The sequence below is a fragment of the Enterobacter cloacae complex sp. P42RS genome (assembly GCF_014930595.1).
Lineage (GTDB): Bacteria > Pseudomonadota > Gammaproteobacteria > Enterobacterales > Enterobacteriaceae > Enterobacter > Enterobacter bugandensis.
The window spans coordinates 59,507-72,689 of the sequence record NZ_JADBRK010000013.1 but is presented as its reverse complement, the minus strand read 5'-3'; the positions used below and the strand labels follow the sequence as shown (position 1 = coordinate 72,689).

Sequence of the window (13,183 nt, the reverse complement as noted above, 5' to 3'; positions counted from 1 at the left end):
CGATAATAAATTCGATCTCCGAGGAGTTACTTCATGACTTCCACACCGATTACAGACGCAGACGCTGCAAAACAGAAAGTCGATGACCGGCTGTCCGTCCGCGAGAAAATGGGCTACGGCCTGGGCGATGCGGGCGGCACGGTGATTACCTGCCTGATCATGAACTTTCTGACCTTTTTCTATACCGATGTATTTGGCCTCACCCCTGCGCTGGTGGGCACGCTGTTTATTGCCCTTCGCGTGTTTGACGCCATTTCCGATCCGGTGATGGGCGTCATTGCTGACCGCACGCAGAGCCGCTGGGGCCGATTTCGTCCCTGGCAGCTGTGGGTCGCCGTCCCGATAGGCATTATCGGCGTAATGACCTTCACCGTTCCGGAAGCCAGCATGGGCGTGAAAATCGCCTGGGCGTTCGGCACCTATTTGTTGTTATCCGTGGGCTATACCGCCATCAACGTGCCCTACTGCGCGCTGATTAACACCATGACCACCCGCCACAACGAGGTGATCGCCTGCCAGTCCTGGCGCTTTGTGCTGTGCGGCGTGGCGGGCTTTCTGGTCTCCGTTGGCCTGCCGTGGCTGGTAGCGGAGCTGGGTCAGGGCGATGCCGCGAAGGGTTATCAACTGGGCGTTGGCGTGCTGTGCGCTATCGCCGTGGTGATGTTCTTGTGCTGCTTCTTCTGGGTTCGTGAACGCGTTCCGCTGGCGCTGATGGGCAAATTCACCCTGCGCGAGCACCTGGCGGGCCTGCGTAAAAACGATCAGCTGCTGCTGATGTTGTTGATGTCGTTTCTGCTGATCAACGTCTTCAACATTCGCGGCGGTGGATATATGTACTTTATCACCTACGTGCTTCAGGGCAGCACGGCGTACACCTCGCTGTTTTTCACCATGGTGACCTTTGCCGCTATTCTGGGCGCAGTGATCGTCAGCCCGCTGTCGCGCCGTATTGATACCGTCAAACTCTACTACTACACCAACCTGGCGCTCGCTGCGCTTGCGGTGGGCATGTGGTTTCTGCCGGGTGGTCCGGCGCACCAGACGCTATGGCTGATCGTCATTTTAAGCAACGGCGTGATCCTGGGCTTCACCCTGCCGCTGCACTTCTCGCTAATGGCCTTTGCCGATGACTACGGCGAGTGGAAAACCGGCGTGCGTTCGTCGGGCATGAACTTCGCCTTCAACCTGTTTTTCATCAAGCTTGCGTGGGCGTCCAGCGCCGGGATTATCAGCCTGGTGTTTATTGCCGTGGCCTATCAGCCAGGCACGGGCAACCAGACGCCAGCCTCACTGCAGGGCATTACCGCCATGGAGACGCTGCTGCCTGCCCTTTTCCACCTGCTGCTGGCGGTCGCTATCCGCTGGTGCAGGCTTAATAACCCAATGATGTCGCGCATTTCCACCGACCTGCGCCAGCGTCACGTACCGTCCTGAGGAGAACGCTATGTCCATAATGGAACCCGACCTGCACCAGCTGAAAATCAACGATCCGTTTCTCGGGCAATATCAACGGCTGGTCCGTGACGTGGTGATCCCTTACCAGTGGGATGCGCTTAACGACCGCGTGGCGGAGGCCGAACCCAGCCACGCCATCGCCAACTTCCGCATCGCGGCCGGGCTGGAACAGGGGGAGTTTTACGGGATGGTATTTCAGGACAGCGACGTGGCGAAATGGCTCGAAGCCGTGGCGTGGTCGCTGTGCCAGAAGCCGGATGCAGCACTGGAAAAAACCGCCGACGAGGTGATTGAGCTGGTCGCGGCGGCGCAGTGTGAAGATGGCTACCTCAACACCTACTTCACGGTAAAAGCCCCCGAGGAACGCTGGACGAATCTGGCCGAATGCCACGAGCTGTACTGCGCCGGGCATATGATTGAAGCGGGCGTGGCGTATTTCCAGGGAACCGGAAAACGTCGCCTGCTGGACGTGGTGTGCAGGCTGGCGGACCATATCGACAGCGTGTTTGGCCCGGGAGAAACACAGCTACACGGTTACCCTGGTCACCCGGAAATCGAGCTGGCGCTGATGAGGCTGTACGACGTCACGCAGGAGCCACGCTATCTCAATCTGGTGAAATACTTTATCGAAGAACGCGGCGCGCAGCCTCACTTCTACGATAGCGAATACGAGAAGCGCGGCAAAACATCTTACTGGAATACCTATGGCCCGGCGTGGATGGTCAAGGACAAAGCCTACAGCCAGGCGCATCAGCCGCTTGCCGAGCAGCAAACGGCCATCGGCCACGCCGTGCGTTTCGTCTACCTGATGGCGGGCATGGCGCATCTGGCGCGCCTGAGCAACGACGAGGGGAAACGCCGGGACTGTCTGCGTCTGTGGAACAACATGGCGCAGCGCCAGCTGTACATTACCGGCGGGATTGGCTCGCAGAGCAGCGGGGAGGCGTTCAGCAGCGATTACGATCTGCCCAACGATACGGTGTACGCCGAAAGCTGCGCCTCAATCGGCCTGATGATGTTCGCCCGCCGGATGCTGGAGATGGAGGCAGACGGCCACTACGCCGACGTGATGGAGCGCGCGCTGTACAACACGGTGCTGGGCGGGATGGCGCTGGACGGTAAGCATTTCTTTTATGTCAATCCACTGGAAGTGCATCCGAAAACGCTGGCCTTTAACCATATCTATGACCACGTGAAGCCGGTGCGTCAGCGCTGGTTCGGCTGCGCCTGCTGCCCGCCGAATATCGCCCGCGTGCTGACCTCGCTGGGGCACTACATTTATACCGTTCGCCCGGATGCGCTGCTGATAAACCTGTACGTGGGGAACGACGTCGCCATTCCGGTGGGCGATAACGCCCTACAGCTGCGCATTAGCGGTAACTATCCGTGGCAGGAGCAGGTGAAGATCGAAATCACCTCGCCGGTTCCGGTCACCCACACGCTGGCACTCAGGCTGCCGGACTGGTGCGCGGAGCCTGCCGTTTCGCTGAATGGCGAAGCCATGACCGGTGAAGCGTCACGCGGATACCTCTACCTCAACCGCCGCTGGCAGGAAGGCGACACCCTGACCCTGACGCTACCGATGCCGGTCCGCCGCGTGTACGGTAACCCCCAGGTGCGCCAGCAGGCGGGTAAAGTCGCGCTACAGCGCGGGCCGCTGGTTTACTGCCTGGAAGAAGCTGATAACGGCGCCAACCTGCATAACCTCTCCCTGCCCCGAGATAGCGAGTTCCGGGTGTATGAAGGCAAAGGCATTTTCGCGCATAAGATGCTGATACAGACAGAAGGGATTGGGTGTCACATGAAGGAAACGGATGCGCTGTGGCAGTACGACCGCTCGCCGGTACTGCGCCAGCCCCGTACGTTGACCTTTATTCCGTGGTTTAGCTGGGCTAACCGGGGAGAAGGGGAAATGCGGGTATGGGTGGATGAAGCATAAATAAGGGTAATACTAATTTTCATAATATATAATATTTTTATCGAGCTCGGTGATGCCGAGCTCTGTGATTTATTATCAATCGAAAGACAATGTGATCTAACCCTCGGTATTGTTTTTTTTGGTGTCCATCATCTCAGCATACCATTGTCTAGTACACATTTTAGTGTTATTCCATAAAGACACACAGCTAAAAATAAGGATATCCCATGGAATTCACTGAAAGATTAAATGCCTTATCAAATAAAATAAAACAACAAATTGATGTAATAAATACTGAAGAAGGAACAAAAACTGCATTTGTAATGCCATTCATTCATAATGTCCTGGGCTACGATGTTTTTGATCCTTCAGAGGTAACACCTGAATTTGTCTGTGATATTGGCACAAAAAAAGGAGAAAAAATCGATTACGCCATAATGAAAAACAATGACGTACAAATACTTATTGAATGTAAAAAAATTGGCGAACCATTAAATATAAATCATGCGTCGCAGTTATTCAGATATTTTCACGTAACAAACGCAAGGATTTCAATTCTTACCAATGGTCAAAATTATAAATTTTTCACTGACCTTGACGCACCAAACAAAATGGACGAAAAACCATTTTTGGAAGTCGATCTACTTGATATTGACGAAAATATAATACCTGAATTAAAGAAACTAACTAAATCTTCATTTGATCTCGAATCAATTATCAATGCTGCTGGTGAGTTAAAATATGTTAGCCAAATCAAAAAAATCCTTCACTCTCAGCTTAATAATCCCGAAGATGATTTTGTGAAATTTTTTGCATCCAGGGTTTATGATGGAATTCTGACGCAAAAAGTCAGAGATTCATTTTTAAATTTAACTAAAAAGGCTGCAAGTCAGTACATAAATGATCAAGTTAATGAGCGACTTAAGTCTGCCATTACGGGTATAACCCCAGCGATTACCGAAACATCAAATGAGCCATCGCATATTGAAGAAGATGACCATAAAGATGAAAGCGATGTGATAACAACGCTAGAGGAACTTGAGGGATATCATATTGTTAAAGCAATTACCAGAGCAGTACTAGAGGCACCACGTATCACTCACAGAGATACCAAAAGCTATTTTGGCATTCTTGTGGATGATAACAACCGCAAACCAATTTGCCGATTGCATTTTAATCGTACGCAAAAATACATCGGACTTTTCGACATAGAAAAAAACGAAACACGTCACCCTATATCGACAGTCGATGATATCTATTCCTTTGCAGATATCCTTAAAGCAACAGCGGCTCTATATAATTAATTTTTACCCAGGCAGCACGCGACGTGCTGCCTCAGCCAGAAATGCGCTTCGATTACCGAACTGAGGATGCTCGCTGACAAAGGAATCAATCTGTACCAGCAAACGTCGAGGCATCGTGATGTTGATACGCTCGGCTCTGCCGTCAAACTGCTTCATATTAATATCCACCAGCAACCATTGCCCGCCCGTGAAGTCGTCAGGGTGATTTTCAAGGTGCACTTCGACATTTCCCGGAAGAGGCAATGCTTCATCCATTTCAAACAGCGCTTCGAAGTGCGCGGTGAGCGCCTCACGTGCATCCTGAAAAGCGTCGTCCAGGGAATCACCTGCAAAAAAACAGCCTGGAACGTCAGGAAAAAAGCCGCTGGCGCTACCGTCGGTGTCAGAATGAATGTAAGCCGGATAAAACATAACTACTCCTGATATCAGTGTTTAATTCCCGCCTGCCGCCATATCTGCGCGAGCGTGCCCGGTTTAATATCCTTCTTAGGATGTGGGACAGTAACCAGCCCTTTCTGTTCGGGATGGCGAAACTGATGATGGCTTCCTTTCGTTCTGACACATTTCCAGCCGTGGCCGATCAGAACGGTAATGACATCCGCACTTTTCACATCCCAGTCCTTCCATGATTATACACATGATACACACCATTACTATCGGGTCGAATCACATTAGCGCATAAGGAACATCAGTGCAGCCGTGTTTTGGCGGAACAGGAAGAAGCATCGAAAAATGAAAAAGGAATACGTTGTATTGCAGATAAAAATGCAGGCAAGATCGTAGGCCGGGCAAGGCAACGCCGTCGCCCGGCTTTACCGCATCAGAAGCGCCAGGTCAGGCCGGTCATTAGCGCGAAGCTATCATCGCGGTCGATCATCGGGCTGTTCTTCACGTCATCAGGCAACACGGTGTAGACCGCGCTGGCGTTGAGGTACAGCTTCTGGGTTAACTGATATTTAGCTGCCAGACCAACGTAGGGCGTCCAGCTGTCGCCGGCGGTGTATTGATCCAGCCCTGAGCGGCGTGACTCGCTGCCGGATACGCCGTAGTAGTAGTCGTTATAGCTCTCGTCGCTGTAAAAAACACCGACAGAAGGCGTCAGGGTCAAACGCTCCATCCTGATTGGACGGAAGTAGGATACCTCGCCCACCACGCCGCCGCTTTCATCCGTGGCATCGCCTGAGACCGCCACTTTCAGAGAACCCCAGCTTTCGTGGCGGTAGTACGCACCGCCGAGGAACGCAGAGGCTTTACGCTCATCAAGCTGCTTCATCTGGTGGTCGTCGTTATCATCCGGATCAAAATGCAGCGGCATCCAGGATGCGGTCAGGCTGAGTTCATTTTTTGCGTCTTTCCACAGGATCCATCCGCCCGTGGTCTGACGAACATAGAAGCGATCGCTCTCATAGCTAATTAACGGCACCGCAGTGGTATTTTCGTTATAGCCTTTATAAGGAGACTCATTAAATACGGCCCCCGCGCCAAGTGAAAAATCACCGGCCATTGCAGAAGAGGTTGCAAATAACGTGGCAGCAATCAGTAAATTGTATTTAATAGTCATGTGAAGCAATCCATTTATACGCCAAATAAGCGGGGCGAATAATAATGGTTACAAATTTGCCGGTGCAACGCTGCAGTTTATATAATATTATATATAAAACCATATAGATGGGTGCGCATGATGAATAAATTACAGCTAAAGCCACGCGAGTTAAAAATAATCTCCGTCATCGCAGCCACCCACAGCATTGGTGATGCCGCCGCCCTGCTGGGCATGGCGCAGGCCAACGTCAGTAAATATCTCTCGGATTTTGAAACGCGGGTTGGGCTTAAGGTTTTTGAGCGCACGACCCGCCAGCTCGCTCTGACGCAGTTCGGTGAGGCGTTGCTCCCTTATATCGACGCCACGCTGGACAAAAACACGCAACTTATTAATTTCATTGCCGATTATAAGCATGAAAAGCGTGGAAAAGTCACGATTTACGCCCCAACGGGCATTGTGACCTATCTCGCGCGCCACGTGATCCACCAGATAAAGGACATCGGGGACATTCGCATTTCCCTGAAAACCTACAACCTGGACCGCAACGAATATTCAGAAGGTGTGTCCTTCCCGGATGACTGTGATATTTTAATTACCTATGCTCAGCCAAAAGATGAAAGTCTGGTCGCCAGCGTATTAACAAAATATTCCGTCACTGCATTCGCAACCCAGGAATATTTAAATAAACATCCTTTAACCGGACCTGAAGATTTAATTAATCACTCCTGTATTCTGATCGACTCCATGCTGGTCTATGACGCCAACATCTGGCGTTTTCGCATGCATGGCAGTGATGATGTGCATGATTATCGGGTAACCGGAAACTATATTTGCGACAATACCCAGACGGCCCTGGAGCTGGCAAGAAATAATCTTGGCATTGTGTTCGCGCCGAAAGAAAGCCTGAAGAAAGAATTAACGCAAGGCACGCTGGTCCCCTGTTTCCCGCATCAGGAAGAGTGGTGGCTCGATCTGACCGCCATCTTCCGCAAGCGCGAATATCAGCCCTGGCGCGTACAATATGTTCTGGATGGTGTCCTCAACTGCCTGCGCCAGCAAATTGCTCAGGCCGTCCATGGACGGCCTGAACTGGGTGGTTAGAATAGCCCCAGCGGTTTATCGGAGTAACTGACAAGCAGACATTTCGTCTGCTGGTAATGCTCCAGCATCATCTTGTGCGTTTCACGCCCGATGCCCGACTGCTTATACCCGCCAAATGCCGCGTGAGCCGGATAGGCGTGGTAGCAGTTGGTCCATACGCGTCCCGCCTGTATACCCCTGCCCATTTTATAGGCCAGATTACCGTTACGGCTCCAGACTCCCGCCCCCAGGCCATACGGCGTGTCGTTGGCAATCTCCAGCGCCTCCTCCATCGTTTTGAAGGTAGTCACCGCCAGCACCGGTCCGAAGATCTCCTCCTGGAAGACGCGCATGTTGTTCTGCCCGAACAGGATCGTCGGCTCAAGGTAATACCCTTCCTGCAGATCTCCGCCGAGCACCTTACGGCGACCGCCGGTCAGGATATCCGCCCCTTCCTTCTTGCCGATATCGATGTAGTTGAGGATAGTCTCCAGCTGGCCATGCGAGACCTGCGCCCCCATCTGCGTAACGTTATCGAGCGGGTTACCGCTGCGGATAGACTCGACGCGGCGAATGGCCCGCTCCATAAAGCGCTCGTAGATGGACTCCTGCACCAGCGCGCGGCTTGGGCAGGTGCAGACTTCGCCCTGGTTAAAGGCAAACAGCGCAAACCCTTCCAGCGCCTTGTCGAAGAAAGCGTCCTCTTCCTCCATCACGTCCGCGAAGAAGATGTTCGGGGACTTCCCGCCCAGCTCCAGGGTCACCGGAATAATGTTTTGCGTGGCGTACTGCATAATCTGCTGGCCCACTTCCGTCGACCCGGTAAACGCCACTTTAGCGATCCGTTTTGAAGTGGCCAGATATTCCCCTATCTCACCGCCCGCGCCGTTCACCACGTTAATCACCCCCGGCGGCAGAAGATCGGCAACAATTTCCATCAGCAGCAGGACAGAGAGCGGGGTTAAACGCGCCGGTTTAAGCACAATGCAGTTCCCGGCGGCCAGCGCGGGTGCCATTTTCCAGCTCGCCATCAGCAGCGGGAAGTTCCACGGAATAATTTGCCCGACGACCCCCAGCGGCTCGTGGAAGTGGTACGCCACGGTGTCGCTATCTACCTCGCTTATTCCGCCCTCCTGCGCGCGAATACAGGAGGCAAAATAGCGGAAGTGGTCGATAGCCAGCGGCACGTCTGCCGCCATCGTTTCCCGGATCGGCTTGCCGTTATCCCAGGTTTCCGCCGTCGCCAGCAGCTCCAGGTTCTGCTCCATCCGGTCGGCGATTTTGAACAAAATGGCCGCGCGCTCCTGAACGGAGGTATGGCCCCATTTATCTTTCGCTTTGTGTGCCGCATCCAGCGCCAGATCGATATCCCGCTTGCCGGAGCTGGCAATCTCGCACAGCGGCTGGCCGGTAACGGGCGTCAGGTTGGAATAGTATTCGCCGTCGACGGGGGCCACCCAGTCGCCGCCGATAAAATTGTCATAACGGGGCTTCAGCTTGAGGGGAAAACCATACTCGCCGGGCTGGATTCGCGAAGAGGGAGGATTGTTTGTCATGACCGTCTCCTTGCTGTTGGTGTACAACAAGGGTAGTCCCGGCTGGCGGTTTTCTCGCCAGTGGGTGACGGGTTTACGAGCCGTATCACGGATTACCGTACTTTACGTTTCGTTCCTGCCACTGAGCCATACTTAACAGCTCAAGGGCTCATGAGGAACAATGCGATGCAGCTGTTTATCGGTTTTGACGTAGGCGGAACCCACATCAAACACGGCGTGATTGATGAAAATGGCAAGGAGCTGACGACGGACGAGTACGATACTCCTGAGGATAAAAACACCTTCAAAAAGAAGTGGAAAGCGGTAGTTGAAGCGTATCAGGACGAACACGACATCGTCGGTATCGGCGTGAGCTTTCCCGGCCATATTAACCACCACAGCGGCGAAGCGGCAAAAGCGGGCGCGCTCGACTATCTCGACGGCGAAAACCTGTGCGAACTCTTCGCCGGGCTGACCGATCTTCCCGTCACCGTGGAAAACGACGCCAACTGTGCGGCGCTGGGCGAGCGCTGGCAGGGCGCGGGTAAGGACTACGAGCATTTCGTCTGCATCACCATCGGCACGGGCATCGGAGGCGGGATTGTGATGGAAGGCGATCTTTATCGCGGGTCGCATTACCGCGCCGGCGAATTTGGCGTGCTGCCCGTGGGTAATAACGGCGAACCCATGCATGACGTGGCGTCGGCCAGCGGCCTGATGAAAGCCTGCCGCCGCGCGCTGGCCGTATCAGAAGAAGAGATGCCTGACGGCGAGGAGCTATTTAAACGCATGGAGAGCGACGTGCATCTGCGTGAGGCCATTGAGGAGTGGGCCCATTGCCTCTCGCGCGGCGTTTACAGCGTAATCTCGATGTTCGATCCACAGGCAGTGCTGATTGGCGGCGGGGTAAGCGAGCAGGAGAAAATCTATCTCCTGCTCGATAAGAACCTGCAGCGATTCGAAGAGTGGGAGGCGCTCAAGGTGCCCATTCTGCCCTGCGAGCTGGGTAACCAGGCGGGGAGGCTGGGCGCGGTATGGCTGGCAAAACAAAAACTCTCCCGCCGCACGTAGCGCTCAGGGGAACAGCTGCGCGTCGCGAAGCAGATGGTCATTACCCCGGCGACGCGTAAAACCGATGCGGTTGAAATATTCCAGGATCTGGATCGCCAGCTTGCGGCCAACGTTCAGCCGGTCGCGGAAATCGGCTGCGCAGGTGGAGCCGCGCGCCTGATCCAGTTCGCGGATCAGGTTAGCAAACGCCACAATGCGATCGTTACGGTAATAACGATCTTTCACGATCGCGACTATCAGCCCCTGCTGCGCCGCATGGCGCAATACCTGGCGCATCATCTGCTCGTCGGTATTCGTTTCACGCGCCAGATCGCGAACCCACCAGGGTTCATCGCCAAACAGCGAGGCCACTTTTTGCCAGATTGCCTCCTGCTCTGCGGTGAACCCGGCTTTGTGATCCGGCAGGTGCAGCCAGCCGTGATGGCTTTTAATCACCCCGCTTTCGCGCATGTTTTCAATCAGCAGCAGCACCAGCGCATCGTCTTCCATCGGCAGCGCCATGCGTCGCAAGCGCTCACGACCAGGACCGGGTTCATCCTGATGCTGTTCATGGTAAGTGGCGAGCGTGTTCAGGATCTTACGCTGCCAGTTTGCCGCAACTGGCGCATCGAGCAGGCTGTTGCCGGCCTGAATAAAGCCCGGCTGTTGGGTCAGCTGATGCAACCCTTCGCCGCTCAGCTGGCGTGCCCATGCAAAATCACTCAGGCTCACGGCCCCGCGCTCAAGATGCACCCGCAGCGCGGCGTTATCATCCTGAGCCTGCGCAAGCGCAGCCAGCCATTGCAGGTATTCAGGCTTACGCTTGCCGCGTCGCGGCGGGTTCAGCGTCACCACCCGCGCCCCGGCCAGCGTTTCCCGTGCGGAAATGTCCCGCAGTACCAGACGGTCGTCATCCGCCAGCCAGAGCGGCGAATCAAAAACCAGTTCGGCAAGATCGTTTTCCAGCAGGGACACGCGCCCGGTGATATGGCTGGCCGCGTGGTGAATATGCAGCGGCTGCCATTGAGTCAGCGGGACGTTTGTCTGCAGGGAGACGATGACGCGTTCAGACGGCTCGGGCGGGGCGTCGGCCAGCAGCCAGTCGCCGCGGTTAAGCTGCTCTTTTTCCGCATCCCCGGCAATGTTGAGCGCGATCCGCTGCCCGGCGTGGGCGTGCTCCGCAGGCTGATTTTGCGCATGTAAGCCGCGCACGCGCATCGGTTTATTAACGCCCGTCAGCCAGAGGCTATCGCCCACCTTCACTTCACCGCTTAACGCCGTACCGGTGACCACCAGCCCCGCGCCTTTGACGGTAAACGCCCGGTCAATCGCCAGACGGAAGCGGTGATGGCTGGCGTGGTCTCGCGACGAAAGCTGCTGCAAATGGTGGCGAAGTTCGCCGATACCGCGCCCTTCTGTCGCTACGGTGACAAAAAGCGGTGCATCGGCAAAACCATATTCCCGTAAGGTCGCCTGCACCGCTTCGCGCACCTCGCTGACGCGCGCGTCGTCAACGCGATCGGCTTTCGTCAGCGCCACGGTCAGCTGCGGGTTGCCTGTCAGCTGGAGGATCGCCAGATGCTCACGGGTTTGCGCCATCACGCCGTCATCGCAGGCCACCACAAGCAGGGCATGATCGATGCCCCCCACGCCCGCCAGCATGTTGGAAAGAAATTTTTCATGCCCCGGAACATCAATAAAGCCCAGCACGCGGCCATCGGGCTGGGGCCAGTAGGCATAGCCAAGATCGATGGTCATGCCGCGCTTTTTCTCTTCCGGCAGACGATCGGCGTTTATGCCGGTAATTGCCTGCAGTAACGTGGTTTTTCCGTGGTCGACGTGACCGGCGGTGGCAATAATCATTTCAACAACGTCTCCAGAAATCGCTCTTCATCTTCAAGGCAGCGCAGATCCAGCCACATGCGGCCGTCGTAAATCCGTCCGATAACCGGCGTCGGCAGGCCACGCCAGCGCAACGACAGAGCCTCAAGGCGGCTACCGCGCCCGTCACGCGGGGTGAAGGTGAGCGCTTGACTCGGCAGCCTGTCTACCGGCAGCGAACCGCTGCCAATTTGCGACTGGCAGGGCTCAATGCGAACGTCAAAATCGGGGTAGTGCGGGGCAACGCGCGGCAGCAGCCGTTCGGCCTGAGCGCGAATCGAGGCGGCATCCCGGCTTAACAGACGCAGCGTGGGCAGGCGGTCAGCCAGTTTTTCCGGATGGAGATAGAGCCGCAGCGTCGCCTCCAGCGCGGCAAGCGTCATTTTATCGGCGCGCAGGGCGCGTTTGAGCGGGTGCTGCTGCAGCTGCGCAATCAGCTCGCGCTTGCCGACGATAATTCCGGCCTGCGGCCCGCCCAGTAGTTTGTCGCCGGAAAAGCTGACCAGGCTCACGCCCGCGGCAATCATCTGTTGCGGCATCGGCTCTTCAGGCAGCCCGTACTGGCTGAGATCCACCAGCGAACCGCTGCCGAGATCGGCAATCACCGGAATATTCAGCTCGCGCCCAATCGCCGCCAGCTCGGCCTCTTCAACCGTTTTGGTGAAGCCTTCAATATGATAATTGCTGGTGTGGACCTTCATCAGCAGGGCGGTGTTTTCATTCACCGCCGCGCGATAATCTTTCGCATGGGTACGGTTAGTCGTACCCACTTCATGCAGCGTGCAGCCCGCCTGGCGCATCACGTCCGGGATGCGAAACGCCCCGCCAATCTCCACCAGCTCGCCGCGGGACACCACCACCTCTCTGCCGCTCGCGGTCGCCGCCAGCATCAGCAGCACCGCCGCCGCGTTGTTATTCACAATGCAGGCATCTTCCGCACCGGTTAGCTGGCTGAGCAGATCCGCCAGCGCGCGATCGCGATGCCCGCGCCCGGCGCCGTCCAGATCGTACTCCAGCGTCACCGGCGAGCGCATGGCCTGCACGACCGCAGCCACCGCCTCTTCCGCCTGCTGGGCGCGTCCCAGGTTGGTGTGCAACACGGTCCCCGTCAGGTTGACCACCGGGCGTAACGCGCTTTGCGCCTTCTCACCCAGCCGATACTCAACTTCCTGCTCCCACGCAGCACACCAGTCGGGCAAGGTGTTTTCGGCCTGGATATGGCCTCGGGCTTCATCCTGAAGCAGACGTAACATCTCCACCGTCGCGGTATGGCCGAAGCGCTCAACGGCAGCGTGAATGCGGGGCTCGCGAAGAAGTCGGTCGGTCGCGGGGATCTGGCTGTACAGCGAATGATGAGTAGTCATGAAAGCGCCTGGCGAGTAAATATCTTCCCCCCTCCCGACGGGAGAGGGAGTTA

General features: G+C 55.6%; 11 protein-coding genes. 5 read left to right on the top strand and 6 right to left on the bottom strand.

All coding sequences use genetic code 11. From position 1 onward, the window contains the following. The first annotated feature begins 33 nt into the window (after positions 1–33). The 3 genes from IM314_RS15710 to IM314_RS15700 all read left to right on the top strand — a co-directional run bounded on the left by IM314_RS15710 (position 34) and on the right by IM314_RS15700 (position 4,677). Positions 34–1,434 carry an MFS transporter gene (locus IM314_RS15710; RefSeq protein WP_193359170.1) on the top strand — a complete coding sequence of 467 codons (1,401 nt, stop codon included), beginning with the start codon at positions 34–36 and terminating at the stop codon, positions 1,432–1,434. 10 nt (positions 1,435–1,444) lie between these two features. Beyond that, positions 1,445–3,394, top strand: a complete 1,950-nt coding sequence (locus IM314_RS15705) for a glycoside hydrolase family 127 protein (protein WP_193359171.1) — start codon at positions 1,445–1,447, stop codon at positions 3,392–3,394. A gap of 206 nt (positions 3,395–3,600) precedes the next feature. Beyond that, positions 3,601–4,677: a type I restriction endonuclease gene (locus IM314_RS15700; protein WP_060572008.1), complete on the top strand. Its 1,077-nt coding sequence runs from the start codon at positions 3,601–3,603 to the stop codon at positions 4,675–4,677. A 3-nt stretch (positions 4,678–4,680) separates the two neighbouring features. Here IM314_RS15700 and IM314_RS15695 read toward each other — a convergent pair whose 3' ends face one another. The 3 genes from IM314_RS15695 to IM314_RS15685 form a co-directional block, all read right to left on the bottom strand. Next, positions 4,681–5,088, bottom strand: coding sequence for a type II toxin-antitoxin system HicB family antitoxin (locus IM314_RS15695; protein ID WP_193359172.1), 408 nt, complete (start codon positions 5,086–5,088; stop codon positions 4,681–4,683). 14 nt (positions 5,089–5,102) lie between these two features. Then, on the bottom strand, positions 5,103–5,288 hold the full coding sequence (locus IM314_RS15690; protein ID WP_041911637.1) for a type II toxin-antitoxin system HicA family toxin: 186 nt from the start codon (positions 5,286–5,288) through the stop codon (positions 5,103–5,105). 209 nt (positions 5,289–5,497) lie between these two features. Then, complete coding sequence (locus IM314_RS15685) at positions 5,498–6,238, bottom strand: MipA/OmpV family protein (protein ID WP_045630265.1); 741 nt, start codon at positions 6,236–6,238, stop codon at positions 5,498–5,500. 117 nt (positions 6,239–6,355) lie between these two features. Between IM314_RS15685 and IM314_RS15680 the strand changes: the two genes are divergently transcribed. Beyond that, on the top strand, positions 6,356–7,321 hold the full coding sequence (locus IM314_RS15680) for a LysR family transcriptional regulator (RefSeq protein WP_193359173.1): 966 nt from the start codon (positions 6,356–6,358) through the stop codon (positions 7,319–7,321). On the opposite strand, the gene aldB is transcribed toward IM314_RS15680, so the two are convergent. Beyond that, positions 7,318–8,856, bottom strand: a complete 1,539-nt coding sequence (gene aldB, locus IM314_RS15675; protein WP_041911639.1) for an aldehyde dehydrogenase AldB — start codon at positions 8,854–8,856, stop codon at positions 7,318–7,320. The genes IM314_RS15680 and aldB overlap by 4 nt on opposite strands. Positions 8,857–9,021: 165 nt before the next feature. Here aldB and IM314_RS15670 point away from each other — a divergent pair, with 165 nt between their 5' ends. Continuing rightward, positions 9,022–9,906: an ROK family protein gene (locus tag IM314_RS15670; protein WP_041911640.1), complete on the top strand. Its 885-nt coding sequence runs from the start codon at positions 9,022–9,024 to the stop codon at positions 9,904–9,906. A gap of 3 nt (positions 9,907–9,909) precedes the next feature. Here IM314_RS15670 and selB read toward each other — a convergent pair whose 3' ends face one another. Both selB and selA read right to left on the bottom strand, forming a co-directional pair. Continuing rightward, positions 9,910–11,748 carry a selenocysteine-specific translation elongation factor gene (gene selB, locus IM314_RS15665; protein WP_193359174.1) on the bottom strand — a complete coding sequence of 613 codons (1,839 nt, stop codon included), beginning with the start codon at positions 11,746–11,748 and terminating at the stop codon, positions 9,910–9,912. Continuing rightward, entirely contained in the window at positions 11,745–13,130 is a 1,386-nt protein-coding gene (gene selA / locus IM314_RS15660) for an L-seryl-tRNA(Sec) selenium transferase (protein ID WP_193359175.1), read from the bottom strand. The genes selB and selA overlap by 4 nt, the downstream gene beginning before the upstream one ends. Positions 13,131–13,183 lie beyond the last annotated feature (53 nt).

What these genes read in the sequence shown, in the direction of transcription:
- selB (WP_193359174.1), bottom strand. Translation starts at nt 11,748, where the DNA reads ATGATTATTGCCACCGCCGGTCACGTCGACCACGGAAAAACCACGTTA.
- aldB (WP_041911639.1), bottom strand. Translation starts at nt 8,856, where the DNA reads ATGACAAACAATCCTCCCTCTTCGCGAATCCAGCCCGGCGAGTATGGT.
- IM314_RS15670 (WP_041911640.1), top strand. Translation starts at nt 9,022, where the DNA reads ATGCAGCTGTTTATCGGTTTTGACGTAGGCGGAACCCACATCAAACAC.
- IM314_RS15680 (WP_193359173.1), top strand. Translation starts at nt 6,356, where the DNA reads ATGATGAATAAATTACAGCTAAAGCCACGCGAGTTAAAAATAATCTCC.
- selA (WP_193359175.1), bottom strand. Translation starts at nt 13,130, where the DNA reads ATGACTACTCATCATTCGCTGTACAGCCAGATCCCCGCGACCGACCGA.
- IM314_RS15685 (WP_045630265.1), bottom strand. Translation starts at nt 6,238, where the DNA reads ATGACTATTAAATACAATTTACTGATTGCTGCCACGTTATTTGCAACC.
- IM314_RS15700 (WP_060572008.1), top strand. Translation starts at nt 3,601, where the DNA reads ATGGAATTCACTGAAAGATTAAATGCCTTATCAAATAAAATAAAACAA.
- IM314_RS15695 (WP_193359172.1), bottom strand. Translation starts at nt 5,088, where the DNA reads ATGTTTTATCCGGCTTACATTCATTCTGACACCGACGGTAGCGCCAGC.
- IM314_RS15710 (WP_193359170.1), top strand. Translation starts at nt 34, where the DNA reads ATGACTTCCACACCGATTACAGACGCAGACGCTGCAAAACAGAAAGTC.
- IM314_RS15705 (WP_193359171.1), top strand. Translation starts at nt 1,445, where the DNA reads ATGTCCATAATGGAACCCGACCTGCACCAGCTGAAAATCAACGATCCG.